Origin of the sequence: Methylobacterium sp. Leaf102, from assembly GCF_001422425.1 — a bacterium.
GTDB lineage: Bacteria > Pseudomonadota > Alphaproteobacteria > Rhizobiales > Beijerinckiaceae > Methylobacterium.
Genome location: NZ_LMMX01000023.1, coordinates 131,540 through 151,227, shown reverse-complemented (window position 1 = coordinate 151,227; position 19,688 = coordinate 131,540). Strand labels below are relative to the sequence as shown.

General features: G+C 70.3%; 19 protein-coding genes. 10 read left to right on the top strand and 9 right to left on the bottom strand.

Translation table 11 applies throughout. The features are described from left to right. Positions 1-21: 21 nt before the first annotated feature. The 5 genes from ASF27_RS12210 to ASF27_RS12190 form a co-directional block, all read right to left on the bottom strand. On the bottom strand, positions 22-588 hold the full coding sequence (locus ASF27_RS12210) for a DNA-3-methyladenine glycosylase (protein ID WP_056361016.1): 567 nt from the start codon (positions 586-588) through the stop codon (positions 22-24). A gap of 11 nt (positions 589-599) precedes the next feature. After that, positions 600-1,349: a ribonuclease HI gene (gene rnhA / locus ASF27_RS12205; RefSeq protein WP_056360448.1), complete on the bottom strand. Its 750-nt coding sequence runs from the start codon at positions 1,347-1,349 to the stop codon at positions 600-602. 88 nt (positions 1,350-1,437) lie between these two features. Continuing rightward, on the bottom strand, positions 1,438-1,821 hold the full coding sequence (locus ASF27_RS22290) for a hypothetical protein (RefSeq protein WP_056360445.1): 384 nt from the start codon (positions 1,819-1,821) through the stop codon (positions 1,438-1,440). A gap of 197 nt (positions 1,822-2,018) precedes the next feature. After that, entirely contained in the window at positions 2,019-2,279 is a 261-nt protein-coding gene (locus tag ASF27_RS12195) for a hypothetical protein (protein ID WP_056360443.1), read from the bottom strand. Between the two features lie 53 nt (positions 2,280-2,332). Beyond that, positions 2,333-3,331: a GTP-binding protein gene (locus ASF27_RS12190; protein WP_056360440.1), complete on the bottom strand. Its 999-nt coding sequence runs from the start codon at positions 3,329-3,331 to the stop codon at positions 2,333-2,335. Between the two features lie 579 nt (positions 3,332-3,910). On the opposite strand from ASF27_RS12190, the gene ASF27_RS12185 reads away from it, so the two are divergent. Both ASF27_RS12185 and ASF27_RS12180 read left to right on the top strand, forming a co-directional pair. After that, the gene (locus ASF27_RS12185; protein ID WP_056360437.1) at positions 3,911-4,597 is read left to right on the top strand and encodes a YoaK family protein; all 687 of its coding nucleotides are present in this window, start codon (positions 3,911-3,913) and stop codon (positions 4,595-4,597) included. A 279-nt stretch (positions 4,598-4,876) separates the two neighbouring features. Next, entirely contained in the window at positions 4,877-5,251 is a 375-nt protein-coding gene (locus ASF27_RS12180; protein WP_056176662.1) for a VOC family protein, read from the top strand. 175 nt (positions 5,252-5,426) lie between these two features. On the opposite strand, the gene ASF27_RS12175 is transcribed toward ASF27_RS12180, so the two are convergent. Beyond that, positions 5,427-6,017, bottom strand: a complete 591-nt coding sequence (locus ASF27_RS12175) for a TetR/AcrR family transcriptional regulator (RefSeq protein WP_056176665.1) — start codon at positions 6,015-6,017, stop codon at positions 5,427-5,429. 225 nt (positions 6,018-6,242) lie between these two features. Here ASF27_RS12175 and ASF27_RS12170 point away from each other — a divergent pair, with 225 nt between their 5' ends. The 6 genes from ASF27_RS12170 to ASF27_RS12145 all read left to right on the top strand — a co-directional run bounded on the left by ASF27_RS12170 (position 6,243) and on the right by ASF27_RS12145 (position 10,672). Next, positions 6,243-7,235 (top strand): quinoprotein relay system zinc metallohydrolase 2, encoded by a 993-nt coding sequence (locus ASF27_RS12170; RefSeq protein WP_082479050.1) that lies wholly within the window; start codon positions 6,243-6,245, stop codon positions 7,233-7,235. Between the two features lie 35 nt (positions 7,236-7,270). Beyond that, positions 7,271-8,101, top strand: a complete 831-nt coding sequence (locus ASF27_RS12165; protein WP_056360435.1) for a quinoprotein dehydrogenase-associated SoxYZ-like carrier — start codon at positions 7,271-7,273, stop codon at positions 8,099-8,101. Positions 8,102-8,115: 14 nt separating this feature from the next. Beyond that, entirely contained in the window at positions 8,116-8,703 is a 588-nt protein-coding gene (locus ASF27_RS12160) for a rhodanese-like domain-containing protein (RefSeq protein ID WP_056360432.1), read from the top strand. Positions 8,704-8,799: 96 nt separating this feature from the next. Further along, positions 8,800-8,985 (top strand): hypothetical protein, encoded by a 186-nt coding sequence (locus ASF27_RS12155; protein ID WP_056176674.1) that lies wholly within the window; start codon positions 8,800-8,802, stop codon positions 8,983-8,985. A gap of 405 nt (positions 8,986-9,390) precedes the next feature. Further along, the gene (gene panB, locus ASF27_RS12150) at positions 9,391-10,215 is read left to right on the top strand and encodes a 3-methyl-2-oxobutanoate hydroxymethyltransferase (protein WP_056176678.1); all 825 of its coding nucleotides are present in this window, start codon (positions 9,391-9,393) and stop codon (positions 10,213-10,215) included. 157 nt (positions 10,216-10,372) lie between these two features. Next, positions 10,373-10,672, top strand: a complete 300-nt coding sequence (locus ASF27_RS12145; protein WP_056176681.1) for a hypothetical protein — start codon at positions 10,373-10,375, stop codon at positions 10,670-10,672. 150 nt (positions 10,673-10,822) lie between these two features. Here ASF27_RS12145 and ASF27_RS12140 read toward each other — a convergent pair whose 3' ends face one another. Both ASF27_RS12140 and ASF27_RS12135 read right to left on the bottom strand, forming a co-directional pair. Then, positions 10,823-13,054 (bottom strand): TonB-dependent siderophore receptor, encoded by a 2,232-nt coding sequence (locus tag ASF27_RS12140; protein ID WP_056360429.1) that lies wholly within the window; start codon positions 13,052-13,054, stop codon positions 10,823-10,825. A gap of 223 nt (positions 13,055-13,277) precedes the next feature. Further along, positions 13,278-16,562 carry a DEAD/DEAH box helicase gene (locus tag ASF27_RS12135; protein ID WP_056360426.1) on the bottom strand — a complete coding sequence of 1,095 codons (3,285 nt, stop codon included), beginning with the start codon at positions 16,560-16,562 and terminating at the stop codon, positions 13,278-13,280. 211 nt (positions 16,563-16,773) lie between these two features. Between ASF27_RS12135 and ASF27_RS12130 the strand changes: the two genes are divergently transcribed. Further along, positions 16,774-18,405 (top strand): alpha-D-glucose phosphate-specific phosphoglucomutase, encoded by a 1,632-nt coding sequence (locus ASF27_RS12130; RefSeq protein ID WP_056361011.1) that lies wholly within the window; start codon positions 16,774-16,776, stop codon positions 18,403-18,405. A gap of 101 nt (positions 18,406-18,506) precedes the next feature. Next, on the top strand, positions 18,507-19,394 hold the full coding sequence (locus ASF27_RS12125) for a DMT family transporter (protein WP_056360423.1): 888 nt from the start codon (positions 18,507-18,509) through the stop codon (positions 19,392-19,394). On the opposite strand, the gene ASF27_RS12120 is transcribed toward ASF27_RS12125, so the two are convergent. After that, positions 19,385-19,645 carry a hypothetical protein gene (locus ASF27_RS12120; protein ID WP_056360421.1) on the bottom strand — a complete coding sequence of 87 codons (261 nt, stop codon included), beginning with the start codon at positions 19,643-19,645 and terminating at the stop codon, positions 19,385-19,387. The two genes, ASF27_RS12125 and ASF27_RS12120, sit on opposite strands and share 10 nt — an antisense overlap. Positions 19,646-19,688 lie beyond the last annotated feature (43 nt).

Here is a 19,688-nt window from a genome sequence, read left to right as displayed (position 1 = left end):
CATGACGTTGGGGCTACGGTGTCAGTCCCCCTGCCGGGGCCGGGGGCGGACGGGCCGGCTGACGAAGCGCGATCCCGCGACGAGGAAGCGCCAGGGCGTCTCGACGGCGCGGGTGAGGCCGATGCGGCCGCAGGCCACCACCGTGCCGTCCGGCGCGCCGAAGGCGAGGTGGAACGGCGCACGGTCCAGTGGAACGCCGTCCTGCGCGTCCGTCACGCCGAGCGCCTGGCACAAACGGCCCGGTCCGGCGCAGAGCCGGCGCGGATCGTCGAGGCCGCGCCGTGCCGCCATCGTCGCCGGATCGTACCGCGGCTCGAGGGCGCGCAGGAGCACGGCGCTGCCCGGTTCGCAGACGAGGTTGAGGCACCAGTGCAGGCCGTAGGAGCGGTAGACGTAGGCGTGACCGGCGGGGCCGAACATGCTGGCGTTGCGCCGCGTCGGGCCGGCGAAGCTGTGCGAGGCCAGGTCGGTCCGGTCGTAGGCCTCCGTCTCCACGATGGGCCCGCCGACCCCGTCGACCCGCAACACGCAGCCGACGAGATCGCGCGCGACCTGCACCGCCGGCCGCGCGAAGAAGGCCGCCGGCAGCGCCGCTGCGGTCACGGGAGCTTCGCGCCCTTGGCCGCTTCGCGGGCGCGGGCGAAGGCCTCGGGGCCGAGATGGAGGGCGACGCGAATCGCTTCCTCGACGAAGGCCGGCGCCGTGAGGCCGGCGGCCTTGGCGGCGCGGGAGACGTCGAGGCCGAGCGCCAGATCGACGGGAATCGGCGTGGTGCGGGGCGGGGCCGCCATGGCGGCGGCCAGCGCCGCCGTCCCGGTGAGGCGGGCCGGGGCGGGCGGGCTCGGGATCGGCGCGGCCGAAACCGAGGCCGGAAGCGTGGTGGTGGTCGTGGCCGTCCCGACGGCCGATCCGGCGGGGGCCGCCAGGGCCTGCCGGCGTCCTTGCGCGGCGAGGCGGTCGGCCCGCTCGTTGCCGGCCTCGCCGGTGTGGCCGCGCACCCAGGTCCAGCGCACGTCGCGCCGGGCCGCCAGGGTGTCGAGGGTCTGCATGAGATCGACGTTCTTGACCGGGCCGGTGCTCGTGCGCCAGCCCTTGGCCTTCCAGCCCTTCATCCATTCCGTCACCGACTTGATGACGTACTGGCTGTCGCAGCGCATCTCGAGGGCGGCCCCCTCGGGGAAGTGGGAGAGTGCGCTGATGGCGGCCGTCAATTCCATGCGGTTGTTGGTGGTGGAACGCTCGCCGCCGCACAGCTCGATGGTGCCGGTCTCGGCCTGGATCACCACGCCCCAGCCGCCGGGGCCGGGATTGGGGTCGCATCCGCCGTCGGCGTAGACGATGGTTCGCATGGGGGCTCGATCCGTTGGGCGGATGGGATTGGGGCGCCGCCCATAGCACGGGCCGCCCCCGCTCCGGCACCCCCGCCGGGCGGTTCGCTCAGCGCGGATTCTGCCAGGTGGTGGCGGGCTGGGTGGTGGCGGGCGGGCGCGGGGCCGTCACCGATCCCGTGGTCGCCGCGGCCGGGATCGGCCGGCGGGCTTCCTCGCCACGCTCGGCGACGTTCACGGGCCGGGCCTGCGCCGCCTGGCGCCGTGTGCGCACGGCCTTGGCCCGGCGGACGCGGCGGGGCCGAGCCCGCTCGGAATTGGAGCCGACGACGCCGCCCACCACCGCGCCGACCACGGCCCCGATGGGACCGCCGACCACGGCACCCGCGACGGCGCCCGTGCCGACGCCGACTACTGTGTTGCTCGCCGCCTGCACGGTCGCCGGCACCGCCAGCAGGCCGAGGAGCATCCCGCCCAAAACACGTTTCTTCATTGCTCGGACCTCTCCGACGGGGGCTGCCAGCGTCCGCCCCGGGGGGCGAGGCGGCGCGAAGAGGGCGCGTCGCCGGACGTGTCCCGATGTGGGACATCGGGTTCGAGAGGCTCGTGTGGCGCCTCACCGTGACCAAATCGGGGCCGGGTTCGGATGGGCGTCACGCTCGTATCCCTCCCGAAGCGTCGCCGGGTCGCTCAGTCGCCCATGCGCTGGAAGCTACAGGTGCCCAGGCCGGTATCGCGATAGCCCGCCGGGCAGTCCCCGACGCAGGTGCCGGCCGCGAACTTGAGCGGCGGCTCGCACAGGTGGGCGAAGCCGTCGTTCCGCCGCGCGGCCGGCGCCGAGTCCCGGTGCGCGCCCTGCACGGGCGTGCCGGCCGGCAACGCCGCCGCCAGTGTCAGGAGGGACGCGAGGGCGAGGCGACGGGTCAGCGGGCGCTCCCTCCGGTCGGGCAACCGGCCGCGGTGCGTGGGCCGGAGCCCTCCGACCTCGCCCGGCGCATGGTGCCTCAGGCGGCGCAGTCGAGGAAGCCGGCGCGGATCGCTTGCCCGTCGAGCTTGCGCCCGATGAACACCACCCGCGACACGCGGGCCTCGCCGTCCTTCCACGGACCCTGGAGGTCGCCGTCGAGGATCTGGTGGACGCCCTGGAATACGAAGCGCTGGGGCTCCTCCGGGAACGCGACGATGCCCTTGCAGCGCAGGATGTCCGGCCCCTGCACCTGGGTCAGGGTCGAGATCCACGGCATGAACTTTTCGGGGTCCACCGGGCCGTCGATGCGGGCGGAGACCGACTGCATCTCGTCGTCGTGATGGTGATGGTGGCCCTCCTCGAGGAAGTCGGGCTCGATGTCGAGGATGCGCGACAGGTCGAAGGCGTTGCGGTCCAGCACCTGATCGAGGGGCACGTCGCAGCGGCTGGTGCGGTGAACCTTGGCGTAGGGGTTGATCGACCGGATCAGCCCCTCGACGCGGTCGAGGTCGGCCGGCTCGACGAGATCGGCCTTGTTCAACAGGATCACGTCCGCGAAGGCGATCTGATTCTTGGCCTCGGGGGCGTCCTTGAGCCGGTCGGCGAGCCATTTGGCGTCCGCCACCGTCACCACGGCGTCGAGGCGGGCGGCGCCGCCGACATCCTCGTCGATGAAGAAGGTCTGGGCGACGGGGGCGGGGTCGGCGAGGCCCGTGGTCTCGACGATGATCGCGTCGAACTTGCCGCGCCGCTTCACCAGGCCGTCCATGATGCGGATGAGGTCGCCGCGCACGGTGCAGCAGACGCAGCCGTTGTTCATCTCGAACACTTCCTCGTCGGCGCCGATGACGAGGTCGTTGTCGATGCCGATCTCGCCGAACTCGTTGACGATCACCGCGTAGCGCTTGCCGTGGTTCTCCGTGAGGATGCGGTTGAGGAGCGTGGTCTTGCCGGCCCCGAGATAGCCCGTGAGCACGGTCACGGGGATTTTTTGGGCGCCGGCGTTCGGGCTGTCGGAGTTCGGGCTTTCGGACATGGCGGCTCTTTTCGGGTTTCCGGGGACGGCTTTGGCCGGGTGTCGGGGTGTTATATTGTATCATCGCCTTGCGATGGAAGGCCGTCCCGGCTCGGCCGGCGCATTACTCCAGCCTTCGCTTCCTCGCTGCGGGCTGGTGGATCCATACATCGGCGAGAGCGCCGATCGCTCCGAGCGAGGTACGGGGGCTCCTCCTTCTCCCTTGTGGAGCGGGGGCGATGGGGTTCCGCCCGCCTCCGCAGGGAGACAGGCACACGCGGTCGCTCCCCACCGGCGAGGAGGGCCGCGTCGCGTTAAAATCCAGGAATGCGATCGTCTGCGAGGAGGTGAGGGAGTGCGCGAGGGTGGTATCCCGCCGTGCGAGGTCCGTAGCCTGGAGAAGGGACTGGAGGTGGAGCCCGCACTGTCGACGCGCCGTGTGGCGACGTTCGTCGCGGACATCCGAGGCTCGCTACTCCGCTGCCGAGGCCGCATGCGACCCGTGTCAGGCATGCTGAAGTTCGCTAGCATTCCTTCGAAGCCGACATTTACCGGTCGCTATTCGACGTTGGCTCGGAGCGGCGAGGGGACCGAAGCACCATGCCCATTCGTGCCGGGAAAGACGCTTTGATTGGGGTCGGGCTCGCGTTCACCGCGGGGTTCGTGGACGCTGCCGCCTTCATCGCCCTGACCGGCCTCTTCACGGCGCATGTGACAGGCAACTTCGTTCTGATCGGTGCGGAATTGGTCTCCACCTCGACGGGCGTCCTCGCCAAGCTGCTCGCCCTACCGATGTTCATCCTCGCCGTGGCTGTGACGCGCCTGATCGCCTTGGCCCTGGAGAGAAGAGGATCGCCGCCGCTGCGCCCCTTGCTGGCGCTCGAAGCCACCGTCCTGATCGCCTTCGCCATCGCGGGCGTGGCCATGTCGCCGCTCGGCTCACCGGATGGCGCGAAGGCGATCGGCGTCGGCATGCTCGGTGTTGCCGCGATGGGCATTCAGAACGGCATCGGGCGTCTCGTGATCGGCCACCTGGCGGCGACGACGGTGATGACCGTGAACGTCACGCAGGCCGTGATCGACGTGACCGACCGCCTGTGCGGGGCGAAGCTCGATGAGCAGGTCAGCACCCGCCTGCGGCGTACGCTGTCCGCCGTGGCGGCCTTCGCGGCGGGCGCACTGGCGGGAGCCTTCGGGATCGCCGCCTTGTCCTTCTGGTGCGTGCTCGTGCCGGCCTTCGTCCTCATCGGGCTGCTGATGGTTCCCGACCGGAAATCAGGTTCGTGAGCAGATGTTTCGGGGCCGGACGTGTCGAACGGCCTTCGGCATGGCGCCCATCCGGGCATTTCAGATGACGTTCCATGCACCGCGGATGGCGGGTCGCCCGCGCGAACCGGGGGGCTGGAAAACCCTTTCCCACCCTATGACGACCTCGAGGTTTCCACACAGCCCGGATCGGGAAGTACTGGTTCGGCAGACCCATAGGGGTGCATCGGCACGCGGCGAACGTTCGTCTCGGCCATTCGAGCACAGCGATCGCGTGCCGCCCCTTCCCGGAGAGAACGTATGTTCACGCACGTCATGATCGGCAGCAACGATCTGGAGCAGGCCCGTCGCTTCTACGACGCCACATTCGCCGCGCTGGGAGGCAAGCCCGGCGAGATGGATGCCAGGGGCAGGCTGATCTACGCCCATGAGGGGGGTCGACTGATGATCACGAAACCCATCGACGGCAAGCCGGCGACCGCGGCCAATGGCGGGACGATCGGTCTCGCCGCAGCGAGCCGCGAGCATGTTCTCGCGTGGCACCGGGCCGGCACCGAGCATGGCGGTGCCGCGATCGAGAGCCCGCCCGCAGAGCGCCCGAACGGGGCGTTCGTCGCTTACCTTCGCGATCCGGACGGAAACAAGCTCACCGCACGGACCCGGCGGGTGACGTGACGGAAACCGCGGTCATCCTTGCCCGTTTCGGCCTAGGGGCGGGGGCTGACGTTGCGCCTCCGACAAGGGTCGGCAGTCGGTGCGGCGACCTCGGCTGCTGCTTCCCTCCCCTCTCGCTCGGGCCCGGACAGTCACGACCCCGCCCGTCTCGAACGCTTCGAGCGCGTGCCATCCGTCAGGTTCGCGCCACTCGACCGGCACGGGGCGGCCGCAAGGCGTCGCACAGGGCGCCGAGGGTTTCCCGGAATCCCGTCGTGCCGGCGAGCACGCGTTCCAGGAGAAGCGCGCCCTCCAGGGTCGCCACCACCAGCCGGGCCGATGAGGCGGGGATCACGTCCGCCCGCACGCCGCCGTCGCGGAGCCCGTCGGCGAGGACAGCCTCCAGCCAAGCGATGTGCTTGTCGAAGAACCGGGTGACGGCGATGCGGACGGGCTCCGGCAGGGTGTCGCGCTCCACCGCCAGCACGGCGCACAGGCAGCCGAGGTCGTCTTCGACGCCCCCGAGATAGAGCCGGCCATAGGCCTCGATCCGCGCGACCCCGTCGGTCGTCTGGGCCAAGATCGCCGCGAGGGCCGCATCGTAGCGGGCGTCGTAGGCCCCCACCAGGGCGAGGGCGAGATCGGCCTTGGTCGGGAAATGGTGGTGGATGCTCGCTTTGCGGATACCCACCACCGCGGCCAAGTCGGCGTAGCTGAAGCCAGAATACCCCCGGCCCCGGATCAGGGGCTCGGCCTGGAGCAGCAGTTCCGCACGCGTGTCTCTCATGGACGGGGCAAATCTCCTGGGCGAGCCGAATTTCCTGAGCGAGCCAAGTTCCAGCGCGGCTCGAATTCCAGCGCGGCAATGGGACGAGGAATAATTCCGGTTTCGGGGGTGCGTGAGGAACGTATTCGCAGGCAGGAAAGGAAAGGTCGCGAAAATGTGCCATTGACGGCAGAATAAATCTACCTACTAAATGGTAGTCAAGAAAACAAGCGGAGGACGTCTCGTATGCCGGCCCAGGATGGCCTCGTGGATCCGCGCCCCATTGCGCGAAGCCTTCGATCGAACCGGCGCCAGGCCCTGCGCGGCGGGCTGGCCCTGTTCGGTGGCCTGTGCCTGTGCTGCCTGCCGACCCTCGGGCGCTCGGCGGAGGGGTTCGCCCTGGACGAGGTCGGCCCCGGCATCTTCATCCGGCGCGGGCCCGACGCCGAGGCGTCGCCCGACAACGACGACGCCATCGCCAATATCGGTTTCATCGTCGGCGAGACCTCCGTGCTGGTCACCGAATCCGGCGGGAGTCTCGCCGATGGGCAATGGCTGCGCGGGCAGATCAGAGCCCGCACGGACAAGCCCATCAGCCACGTGGTGCTCACCCACGTCCATCCCGACCATTGCTTCGGGGCCGAGGCGTTCGCGGCGGACAAGCCGGTCTTCATCGGCCATCATGCCCTGCGCGCGGCCCTGGATGCGCGCGGCGACTATTACCGCACCCGCCTCGTCGAGATTCTGGGGCCCGAGAAGGCCGGGCGAGTGGTGTATCCGACCCTCGAAGTCGCGGATCGCGCCGAGATCGATCTCGGCGGGCGCCGGCTCACCTTCCACGCCCACGGGGTGGCGCACACCAATTGCGACCTCTCCATGCGGGATTCGGCCTCCGGCATCCTGTTTCCCGCCGACCTCCTGTTCGTCACCCGCATTCCGTCCCTCGACGGCAGCCTCGTCGGCTGGCTGAAGGAGGCGGAGGTGCTCAAAGCCATGGGGGCGACGAAGGCGGTGCCGGGCCACGGCCCGACCCTGGTGGAGTTCGCGCCCGCCCTGGCCGACCTGACCCACTACCTCGCCACCCTGCGCGACGAGACCCGCAAGGCGCTGGCCGGCGACATGCCCATCGAGAAGGCGGTGGCCACCATCGGCCGGTCGGAGGCCGACAAGTGGGCGCTGTTCGACCTCTACAACGGCCGCAACGTGACCCAGGCCTTCAAGGAACTCGAATGGGAGTGATCCCGCCCCATGTTACCCTCAAGAGGAGACACGCCATGAAGCCGTTCACCGCCGCCCTCGCCCTGTCGCTCGCCGCGTCGCTCCCGGCGGCCGCCCTGCTGGCCGGTCCCGTTCTCGCCGCCGGCGCCTCGGACACGGACGCCGAGCGTCAAGCGCGCTGGAACGAGATCCGCACCTCGATCTTCGGCGACAAGGCCGTGCAGCACACCGACACCCTGGTGAAAGTCGACGCCCCGGTCCGGGCGTTGGACGCCGCCCTGGTGCCCATCACCCTGACCATGCCGGAGAAGGATAAGGTCGCGGGCGTGTCCCTGGTGATCGACGACAACCCGTCGCCCTACGCGGCCAACATCACCTTCGGCCCCGCCGCCGATCCGGGCGAGATCAAGCTCCGGGTGCGGGTGAACAATTACACCAACGTCCACGCCGTGGTGCGGACCAAGGATGGCGGGCTGTTCGAAACGACGAAGTTCGTCAAAGCCTCCGGCGGCTGCTCGGCCCCCATGGGGATGAGCGACGAGGAGGCGATGAAGGGCATGGGCGACATGCGGATGAAGTTCGCCGAAGGGGCTCCCGGGGCCAAATCCACGGAGGCGACGCTGATGATCCGCCATCCGAACTTTTCCGGCATGCAGATGAACCAGGTGACCCGCGACTACACCCCGGCGCGCTACATCCAGAAGGTCGTAGTCTCGCAGGGCGGGCGCAACATCCTGACCCTGGACGGGGACATCTCCATCGCGTCGAACCCGGTGATCAACTTCGCGTTCCTGCCCGAGGGCCAGGCGCCCGTGACGGTGGTCGCCTCCGACAACCAGGACGGTCGCTGGGAGCACAGCTTCCCCGTGCCGGCCCCGAGCAACTGAGCGGGAGGTCCGGCATGATGTTCCTTCCTCGCCTCGCCGCCGCTGCCTTCCTCGCCCTCGGGACCATGGCGGCGGCCCCGGCCGATTCGCCCGTCGACGTGCCCGAGCCCGAGGGCTTCCACACCGGGCCGCAGCAGGGCTACACGCCGCCGACCCTGAAGGGCGCGGTGGTGCTCGACATCGACGGCCTCGACCGGGTGGTGGCCGAGGCCAAGCCCGTGCTGATCGACGTGGCCCTGGCGGACCGGCGCCCCGCCGGCATGGCCGCCGACAAGCCGTGGCTCCCGGCCCATCGCAGCATCCCCGGCGCCGTATGGATGCCCAGCGCCGGGGCCGCCCCCCTCGACCCCGCGCACGAAGCCCTGTTCCTCGCCCGCGTCGCGGAACTGACGGGCGGCGACAAGGCAAAGGCCATCGTCACCTTCTGCCGCCCCGATTGCTGGGGCAGCTGGAACGCCGGCAAGCGCCTCGTCCAGGCCGGCTACACCGGCGTGCACTGGTTCCCCACGGGGATCGAGGGCTGGCAGGAGACGCACGAGACGACCGTGGTGAAGGAGGACCCAGCCTGGGCGGCGCGGGGCCGCGGCGAGGCCCAGCGCTAGGGCCTCGGCCCGTTCGACGGCGGGGGATCGTTCACGCCGCTCGTGCGATGCCGCCGGCTGGCGTATGCTGCGCGCCAGGCACACGGGAGACCGGATTTGTACAAGGTCAAGGCGAACGATCACCTCGGACGGAGCGCGACCTTCGCGTGCGGCACCGCCGATCAGGCCCTCGAGAAGACCTGGGAACTGGCCCGGCGCGGCTTCAAGGACATCCTCGTCATCGATCCCAAGGGACAGGAATCGAGCGCCAGCGCCTTCGAGCGGACCATGGACCTCGATTGAGGGCCCACCGTCTCGAAGCGGTCCAGGGCTTCCGGACGTGGGTCATGGCTTCGAACGGACGGATTTCAAGCCGGGACCCTGTTCGCAGTTGACACCGGCCGGGTTGTGGCGGAAGAAAGGCGCGCACACGGCGCCCCAAGTCTAGGGAGGGAACGCCCACCGAAGAGTGCGGGACGGCGACGCCATCGCCCGTCACCGCAGCGGGTGAGGCTCAGTGTTGTCCAAGTAATTTACATCACAAAGACCTTTCAAACTCTGCGCTTCGTTCGCGCGGGAGCGCGCGTTTCGTGCCGCGCGGGTGTATGACTCGTTCCACCTGTGCCCGCTTCCTTCTGGCGGGTGCCCTGCACCCTCGAGGGGTGCCCTGCGCCCGCCCTGCGGGGGCCGTGAGCCCGGTGGAGTCCGATGTCCCAAGTTGTCCAGTCGCGCCGCATCCGTGCCGTCGATCTCGCCAAGCGCAAGGCGGCGGGCGTCAAGATCATCGCGCTCACGGCCTATCACGCCCACACCGCCGGCATCCTCGATCCGCATTGCGACTTCATCCTGGTCGGCGATTCCCTCGGCATGGTGATGCACGGCATGGAATCGACCCTGCCGGTGACCCTGGAGATGATGATCGTCCAGGCCCAGGCCGTGATCCGGGGGACGTCGCGCGCCCTCGTGGTGGTGGACATGCCGTTCGGCTCCTACGAGGCGAGCCGCGAGCAGGCCTTCCTCAACGCCGCCCGCGTGCTGAAGGAGACGGGCGCCGGCGCCATCAAGATGGAAGGCGGCGCCAAGTTCGCCGACACGGTGGCCTTCCTGGTCGAGCGCGGCATTCCGGTCATGGGCCATATCGGCCTCACCCCCCAATCGGTGAACACCATGGGGGGCTTCCGGGTGCAGGGCCGCGAGGCCGACGGCGAGCAGCGCCTCCTGGCGGATGCCCGGGCCATCAGCGAGGCCGGCGCCTTCGCCATCGTTCTCGAAGGCATCGTCGAGCCCGTGGCCCGCGCCATCGCCACGGCGCCCGGCATCACGGCGGCCACCATCGGCATCGGCGCCAGCACGGCCTGCGACGGTCAGATCCTGGTGCTGGAGGACATGCTGGGCCTGAGCGACCGCGTCCCGAAATTCGTCAAGCAGTTCGGCTCCCTGCGCGCCCAGATCGAGGGCGCCGTGGCGGCCTATGCCGAGGAGGTCCGCGCCGGGCGCTTCCCCGCCGACGAGCACACCTATCCGCCAGCGTGACTGTACCCGCTTGCATGCCTCCGCCCGCGTGTCCCCGGTGCGACACCGCACGGGATCACCCCCGGGCGGACGCCGCGCGCTTACCATTCATCAACCGTTCGGTGTCCAGATTTCACCCTGACGCCCGATGCTTGAGAATCACGAAGGACACGACGTCATGAAGCGGACCCTCCTCGGCGTGGCCATGGCCGGCACGCTCCTCGTCACGATGACGCCCGGGGCGCAGGCCCGCGACGGCATCGGCCCCGGCGGCGCCGCGGCCCTCGGCGTGCTCGGCGGTCTCGCCATCGGGGGCGCCATCGCCTCCTCGCAGAACAACGGCTACTACCCCGGCCGCCCGGTCTACCGCGAGCCGCGCCCGGTCTATGTCGAGGAAGAGGTCTGCCACACGGAACGCCGTGGCTACATCGACGCCTACGGCGACGAGCACATCCGCCGCGTCCGCGTCTGCGAATGATTTTTGCGGGGCGGCGGGACCGGGGGTGAGCCCGGTCCACGCCCAGAACGGCTCATGCGACAGCCGCGAAGGTGGGCTCGGGATTGCCCGGTGGGGCACTCGAGCCCACCTTCGCGGCTGTGCTCGTTCGAGGGGGACGTGCGACGCCCCTTACCAGCGGTAGCCTAGGCTCGCGGTGATGCGCCGCTGGGTGCCGTAGAAGCAGGCGTTCGCGCTGGAGCATGACGAGACGAAGCGCTTATCGCCGGCATTCTGGAGGTTGACCGCCGCACGCCAGCCGTCGCGCTCGTAATGCACCACCGCGTCGAAAGTGACGTATTCGGGTACCGTGAGGGTGTTGGCGACATCGGCGTAGGAGCGCCCGACATAGTTCACGCCGCCGCCGAAGCCGAAGCCTTTCCAGTCGCCGACCGGGATCGTGTAGTCGGCCCAGAGCGAGGCGAAATTCTCCGGGATGCCCACCGGGACTCGGCCGAGGTCGAGATTCGTCCCCTCGATCGTCCGTAGGCCGTAGATCGTGTAGGACGCGATGAGGTTGAGCCCCTCGGCGAGGTTCGCCGTCGCCGAGGCCTCGAAGCCGCGCGAGCGCACCGCGCCGATTTGCAGATTGGTGAACACGTTGGCCGGGTTCGGCGTCAGCACGTTGGAGCGCACCAAGTCGAACGCCGCCACGGTGAAGAAGGTATTCCAGCCGACCGGCTGCAGCTTGGCGCCGACCTCGATCTGCTCGCCCCGGTCTGCCTTGAACGGCCGGTTGTTCGCATCGACGCCCGCCGTCGGGTTGAACGAGGTTCCGTAGGTCACGTAGGGCGCGAGCCCGTTGTCGAAGTTGTAGATGAGCCCGAGGCGCCCGGTGAAGGCGGTCTCGTCCCGCACCGTGGAGTTCGCCAGCACCAGCCGGTCCTGCACGACGTTGCTGACGAAATCCTGGCGGCCGCCGACGAGGAAGGTCAGGCGGTCGGTGAGCGCGACCTGATCCTGGAGGTAGAGGCCGGTCTGCTGGAGCTGCTGATTGACCACGCGGTAGGGGGTCGGCGTGGAGCTGAACTGGAAGTAGCGCGGCGACAGGATGTTGAGCGACGGCACCGGGAATTCCGGTGGGAACGGCGTCGATCCCTGATTGTCCGACAGGCTATAGCGTTTGTAGTCGACGCCCATCAGCACGGTGTGGCCGAAGAACCCGTCGCTGAAGCGCGCCTGCGCCTGGTTGTCGACGGTGAACAGCCCGGCGCGCGGCGTGGTGAGGAAGCCGTAGCGGGCGAGCTCGGTCTGGGCGGTGTCGGCGTAGCCGTTGCCGACGTAGCGCTGGTCGCGCACCTCCGTGAACGAGAACCGGAAGTTCTGGCGCACGGTCCACACGTCGTCGACGTGGTGCTCGAACTCATAGCCGAGATTGGCCTGGTTGCGGGTGTATCCGTCGATCAGGGGATCGCTGGCGTTGAGCTTGCGGTCGATGCGCAGGCCCGAGGCGTTGGGGCGAACGGTGCCGAGATAGGGCAGGAACTGGCCCGCCCCCCCGGTGTCGTCGCGCTGGAAGCTCGTCAGCACCGTGAAGGTGGTGGCGCCGTCCGGCTTATAGGTGAGGCTCGGCGCGATGTAGTAGCGGTCTTCCGGTGCGAACCGGACCTGGGCGTCGCTGTTCTGCAGCTTGCCCGTCAGGCGGTAGAACCAGTGGCCGGAACTGTCGGCCGGGCCGCCGACGTCGAAGGCGGCGTAGCGCTGGTTGAACGAGCCGCCGCCGAGTTCGACGTAGCGGAACGGCTCCGTCGTGGGGCGCTTCGACACGATGTTGACGAGGCCGCCGACGGGCGAGCCGCCGAACAGGGTCGCGGCCGGTCCGCGCAGGACCTCGATGCGCTCGGCGCCGAACGGATCGATGCGGTAATTCGCGAACGCGGTCTGGAACAGCTGCAAACCATCGCGGAACAGGCCGGTCTCCGTGGCCGAGAAGCCGCGAATGAGGAACCAGTCGAGGCGCGTGTCGGGACCGAACTGGTTGGCGTAGATGCCCGGCGTGTAGCGCACGGCCTCCGAGATCGTCTGCGAGCGCTGCGCCTCGATCTGTTGCGCGCCGATGACGCTGATGGATTGCGGCGTGCGGATGAGGGGCGTGTCGGTCTTCGTCGCCGTGGCACTGCGGCTGGCGACGTAGCCGGGCACGGGGCCCCGCGCGGTCTCGGGCTGGCTCCGCCCGGGCGCGCCGCCGCCACCGGGGCCGGCGCCGCTGCCCTCGACGCTCAGGGTCTCGAGGGTGACGGCGCTCTGTTGGGCCTCGGCCACGCCGGCGAGGGCGAGGAGCGAGACACCCGCGAGGGCAAGGCGGGCGATGGCGGAGGCCGCAGGGACAAAGGCTATAGGGGCAGGTGTCACGAGGGCGGACATGGCGAACTCTCCGTCGCGCAGGCACGCGTCATCGCGTGCGCCTGAGGGCGCGCGGGAGGGCACAGCGTGTTGTTTAGAATTATGATAAACTGTTGTTTTTCAACGGCTTATCGAGCACCGCTAAGCCCCGGCCCGCCGCCATGCAAGACCTCCCCGATCGTCTTTCGACAACCGTGGCGGTGGGATCACAGGCAATCGCCCGGCTGACGCAACCGTTGGGTATTCAACCGCGCTGACGCGTCTCTCCAAGGCGTTCGAGGAAGCCGATGGCGAGGCGACCGCGCTCGGCTGCGCATTCGCTCCCGCGACGCAGCAGAACCCGGCGATCCTTGCGCATCAAGTCTTCGGCCACGGGCACGAGCAGGGCTGGGGCATCCGCATGGAGGTCGGCCGCCAGTCCCTGGGGACCGCCGCTGAGCCGCGCGATCCCGAGGGCGCAGCAGCCGACCCGCAGCCGGGCGAGGGTGAAGAGATCGTCCACCGCCGCGGGCAGGGGGCCGAACCGGTCCTCGACCTCGCCGCGCAGGGCCTCCACTTCCTCCAGGGACCGCAGGCGCAACAGCCGGGTGTAGAGGCTCAGGCGCAGCTCGGGTTCCGGTACGTAGTCGGCCGGCACGCTGCCGGTGAGTCCGAGGCGGATCTCGGGCGTCCAATCCTCGGCGGTTTCGCCCTTGGCGGCCCGCAGGGCGAGCTGGAGCAGATGCTGGTAGAGGCCGAGTCCGATGAGCTTCACGTGCCCAGCCTGGTTCTCGCCGACGAGGTCGCCGGCCCCGCGCAGATCGAGGTCGCGGGCGCTGATGGCGAAGCCCGCTCCCAGGCGGTCGAGGGCCTCCAGGGTGCGCAGGCGCTTCTCCGTCGCCGGGGTCAGGGGCTTCTCGGGCCGGCTCAGAAGGTAGGCCACCCCGCGCCGCTGCCCGCGCCCGACCCGGCCGCGGAGCTGATGGAGCTGGGCCAGCCCGAAGCGTTCGGCCTCCCACACCAGCATCGTGTTGGCGCGCGGAACGTCGAGGCCGCTCTCGATGATGCTGGTGGCGAGCAGCACGTCGCCTTCGCCGTCGGCGAAACGGACCATGACGTCGTCCATCTCGGCGGCCTTGAGGTCGCCGTGGGCGACCAGGGTCTCGAGTTCGGGCACCAGGGCGGCGAGACGCCTGGCCATGGGGGCGATGTCCTCGACGCGCGGGCACACGACGAAGCTCTGGCCGCCGCGCCGGTGCTCGCGCATCAGCGCGGCCCGCACGGCGCCGTCGTCGAACGGCATAAGCACGGTGCGGATGGGCTGGCGCACGCTCGGCGGGGTCGCGATGACGCTCAGCGATTGCAGGCCGACGAGGGCCGATTGCAGGGTGCGGGGGATCGGGGTCGCCGTGAGGGTCATCACGTGGCCGTCGCCGGCCGCCTGGCGCAGGCTCTGCTTGAGCTTGGCCCCGAAGCGCTGCTCCTCGTCGATGACCATGAGGCCGAGATCGGCGAAGGCGACGCCCTTGGCGGCCAGACCCTGCGTGCCGACGACGAGGCGGATGGCGCCGGAGGCGAGCCCCGCCTTCACCCGCTTGGCCTCCGTCGGGGAGACGAGCCGCGACAGATGGGCGACCTCGATGCCGAACCGACTGAAGCGGCGCTGGAAGGTCTGGACGTGCTGGCGCACCAACACGGTCGTGGGGGCCACGACGGCGACCTGCTTGCCGGAAAACAGAGCGGCCGCCACGGCGCGCAGGGCCACCTCGGTCTTGCCGAAGCCGACATCGCCGCAAACGAGCCGGTCCATGGGGCGGCCCGAGGCGAGGTCGGCGAGCGCGCTCTCGACGGCGCTGGCCTGATCGGCCGTGAGGTTGAAGCCGAAGCCGGCGGCGAAGCGCTCCATCTCGCGCTCGGGTGGGGCCAGCACCGGAGCCATGACGGCGCTGCGCGCCTCGGCATCCTTCAGCATCTGGCGCGCGGCCTTGGCGAGGGTCGCCTCGGTTTCCAGGCGCCGGCGCCCCCACGAGCCGCCGTCGAGGCGGTCGAGGGTCACGGCGTCGGGCTCGGAGCCATAGCGCCAGATGCGGTCGGCCTGGCTCACCGGCACCATCAGGACGGTGTCGCCCGCGAACCGCAGGCGCAGGGCGTCCTCCGTGCCCTCGCCCGTGCCGACGGATTCCAGACCCTCGAACACGCACAGGCCATTGTCCCGGTCGACGGCCACGTCGCCCACCCGCAGATCGACCTCGCCCATGGGGAGGATCGCGGCCTGCCCGCCGCTGGCCGCGGCCACCCGGCTGCCGAAGAGATCGGCCGCCGCGATCACGGCGATGCCCTGGTCGGGTACGCGGAATCCCGCTTCGATGGGCGCGGCGAGGACGAGCAGGTCGCCGGCCGGCGCAGCGTCCACATCGGCCCAGCCCGCGACCTTGCGGGCCTTGCGGGACAGCGCCTTTTCGGCGGCGCGCACGAGGCGGGGCAGGGCCTCCGTCGGTCCCGTGAGCAGCACGCGCTCCCCCGCCGCGACGTGGCCGCGCAACGCCTCTGCGAAGGCCGGGCCGGGCCGCGCCTTCGTGACGAAGGTCGGCAGGGCGATGGACTCGGCATCTGCCGCGGAGGCGGTCGCGACGGGGCGCGCACTCTGAAGGGCGGTCCATTCATCGGGGGTGAGATAGAGGTCGTAGGGCAGGGGGGCCGCAAGGCCCGCACCCTCGCGCCCTTCCGCGATCTGCTCGAAGAACGCGGCGGCGCGGTCCTGCGCTCCGGCTTCGATCACCAGGCGGGCGCCGGGCACGTAATCGAGGGGCGTGACGAGGTGCGGGTACAGGCGGGGCAGCCCATGCTCCTGGCCGGTGAACGGGCGCAGGGCCGTGCCGGTGTCGCGGGGCAGGACGATCTCGGTGGCCGGATCGATGACCAGGACCGCCGCATCCGCGAGCGACCGTTGCGACACGGGATCGTAGGAGCGGATGGCGGTGACGCGGGCGTCGTCGTGCTCGATTCGGCACGGGCGCTCGGCGGCGGCCGGGAACACGTCGACGGTGCGTCCCCGCACGGCCACCTCGCCGGGCTCGTCGACCCGGTCGTCGAGGATGTAGCCAAGGCGCTGGAGGTCCGTCGTCAAGGCTTGCGGATCGAGGCGGTCGCCGACGCGGATCTCCAGATGGGCGTCGGCCCAGGTCTCCGGCGGCGGCACCCGCTGGATCAGCGCCGGCGCGGTGGTGAGCACGATGTCGGGCAGGTTCTTCGCATCGGTCAGCCAGCGCAGGACGCCCGTGCGGGCTCCCATGGTGCCGCGCGAGGGCGAGGCGCGGTCGAACGGCAGGCAGTCCCATTCGGGATAGATCGCGACGCTGCGCTCGGGCGCCAGCGCGCGCAGGATGTCGGCCAACGCCCCGAGGCGATGGCGTTCCCGGGCGATGTGGACGAGGGGACGCGCGTCGGTCTCGCGGTCGAGGAGCGACACCGCCAGGGCGCCCGTGGGGACGAGGGGTGCGACGTCGGAATCGTGGTGGGCGGGGGCCGTCTTGGTCCTGCGCTTAGCCATCGAGGATGCGTCCGCCCTGTTCTTTTTGCCTTGGGCAGGAGGAACGCGCCGGTCCGCGCCGGGCTCCCAATCGAATCGGGTTGTCCCCTGTTTGCCGCAGGCCGGGGACGGGACCGCGCGATGGTGCCGCAGGGCCTTTGAACTCGGGAACGGTTCGGCTTTAAGCTCCTGTCCGATCCGGCCCCGCGGCCGGCGCGGAGAGATGAGCACGATGACGCCGAACACCGTGGCGACGACCCCGTTCCTCGACCAGAAGCCGGGCACCTCCGGCCTGCGCAAGAAGGTCGTGGTGTTCCGTCAGCCCCGCTACGTCGAGAACTTCGTCCAGGCGATCTTCGACGCCATCCCCGAGCGCGCCGGTGCCACCCTGGTGATCGGCGGCGACGGCCGCTTCTTCAATCGCGAGGTGGTGCAGACCGCCCTGAAGATGGCGGCGGCCAACGGCTTTAGCCGGGTGCTCGTGGGGCGGGGCGGCTTGCTCTCGACGCCCGCCGCCTCCTGCGTCATCCGGAAATACGGCGCCATCGGCGGCCTCGTCCTGTCGGCGAGCCACAATCCCGGCGGGCCGGACGGCGATTTCGGCATCAAGTTCAACACCGCCAACGGCGGCCCGGCGCCGGAGGACGTCACGGCGGCGATCTTCGCCCGGACCCTCACGATCGACACGTACCGCATCGTCGAGGTGCCGGACCTCGACCTCGACGCCGTCGGCGAGGCCCGCATCGGCGACATGGTCGTGTCCATCCTCGATCCCGTGGCCGACTACGCCGAGCTCATGCGGACGCTGGTTGATTTCGATGCAATCCGCGCCCTGTTCGCCGGCGGCTTCCGAATGCGCTTCGACGCCATGAGCGCGGTGACGGGCCCCTACGCCCACGCCATCCTCGAAGGCGAACTCGGCGCGGCGCCCGGCACCGTGGTCAACGGCACGCCGCAGCCGGATTTCGGCGGGCATCATCCCGATCCGAACCCGGTGCATTGCCACGACCTCTACGACCTCATGCTCGGCCCCGATGCGCCGGATTTCGGCGCGGCCTCGGACGGCGACGGCGACCGCAACATGATCGTGGCGCAGGGCCTGTTCGTGACCCCGAGCGACAGCCTCGCGATCCTGGCCGCCCACGCCCACCGAGCGCCGGGCTACGCATCGGGCCTTGCCGGCGTCGCCCGCTCCATGCCGACGAGCCGGGCCGTGGACCGGGTGGCAGCGTCGCTCGGCATCCCCGCCTACGAGACGCCGACCGGCTGGAAGTTCTTCGGCACCCTGCTGGATGCCGGCCGCATCACCCTGTGCGGCGAGGAAAGCGCCGGCACCGGCTCCGACCACGTGCGGGAGAAGGACGGGCTCTGGGCGGTGCTCCTGTGGCTCAACGTACTCGCCGCCACGGGCCGGCCGGCCCACGAACTCGTGCACGCGCACTGGGCCCGCTTCGGGCGGGACTACTACACCCGACACGATTATGAGGAGATCGACGCAGAGGCCGCCAAGACCCTGATGGAGGGTTTGCGGGGCAAGCTCAGTACCCTGCCGGAGCAAACGTTCGGTGACCTGACCGTCGCGACGGCGGACGACTTCCGCTACGTCGATCCCGTCGACGGCTCGGTAACGGCCCAGCAGGGCGTGCGCATCGGTTTCGCCGAGGACGCGCGCGTGGTCTACCGCCTGTCGGGCACCGGCACTGCGGGGGCGACCCTTCGGGTCTATGTCGAGCGATTCGAGGCAGCCCCCGACCGTCTCGACCGCCCCGTTGCCGAGGTGCTGGCCTCGGCGGTGGCCGCTGCCGAGGCCATCGCGGACATCGCCCGGCTCACCGGCCGGGACGCCCCCAGCGTCGTGACCTGATCGTGTCCTCGGGCATGGCATGCCAGCCGTGCCCGAAGGCCCCTATCCCGAGCCGATGGGTGGCGTACAGGAGGGCGCAGGCAGGGACGGGGCAGACGCGGGTGACGGATCAGGAAGCGGCGCGCCGGCGCGTCGGCATCGCGCTGATGTGCGGGACCCTGGCGTTCTTCGCCTGCCTCGACGCCTCGGCGAAAAGCCTCGCCCGCCTCGGCGTCGATCCCCTGCTCACCACCTTCATGCGCTACGCCGTCAGCGTCGTGGCGATTTTCCTCGTCATCAACCCCGTGACCTCGCCGGGGGTGATGCGCACCAGCCGGCTCCGGCTGCAGATCCTGCGCTCGCTGCTGTTGTTCGGCTCCACCGCCCTGAATTTTCTGGCCCTGCGCCATCTGCAACTCGCCGAGACCCTGTCGATCCAGTTCGCCGCGCCCCTGGCGGTGGCCCTGCTCGCCGGGCCGGTGCTGGAGGAATGGACCTCGCCCCGGCGCCTCGTCGCCATCGGCATCGGCTTTCTCGGCGTGCTCGTCATCGTTCGGCCGGGTGTCGGGCCGGTGCAGCCGGCGGTGCTGCTGAGCCTCGGCAACATGCTGTGCTACGCCCTCTACATCCTCACCACCCGCAAGCTCGCCGCCCACGATTCGACGGCGACCACCATGGTGTATTCGGGGCTCGCCGGCCTCGCCCTGATGACGCCCCTGCTGCCGTGGATCTGGACCGCACCGGCGACGTGGCTCGCCTGGGCGCTCCTCGTCGGGGTCGGCCTGTTCGGCACCCTCGGGCACTGGCTCCTCGTGCTGGCCCATGCGCGGGCACCGGCCAACGTGCTGGCGCCCTTCATCTACACCCAGCTCCTGTGGTCGGTGATCCTCGGCTACCTCGTCTTCGGCGACGTGCCGAACCGATGGACGCTCGTTGGTGCGTCCATCGTCGTGGGCTCCGGGCTCTATCTGCTCATGCAGGACCGCCGCAGGACGCGGCCTCAGCGGTGATGGCGGTGGTGCCGGCGCGACTTCAGCCGCGTGCGGTAGGCGCGCCGGCCAGGATCGATGCCGAGTGCCCCGTTCACGGTGCCGACGGCGCCGCCGACCGCGCCGCCGACGATGCCGCCCACGGGTCCGGCGACCCGGTCGCCCTCGGCCGCACCGCGGCGGACGCCGCCCGGAAGTCCCTGGGCCTCGGCGGCGCCGGAGATGGCAAAGGCGGACAGGACGAGGGTGGCGGCGAGCAGGGCTTGTCTCATGGCGGGTTTCTCCGTTGATGCGATCGCCTTTCGGCGGGTGTTG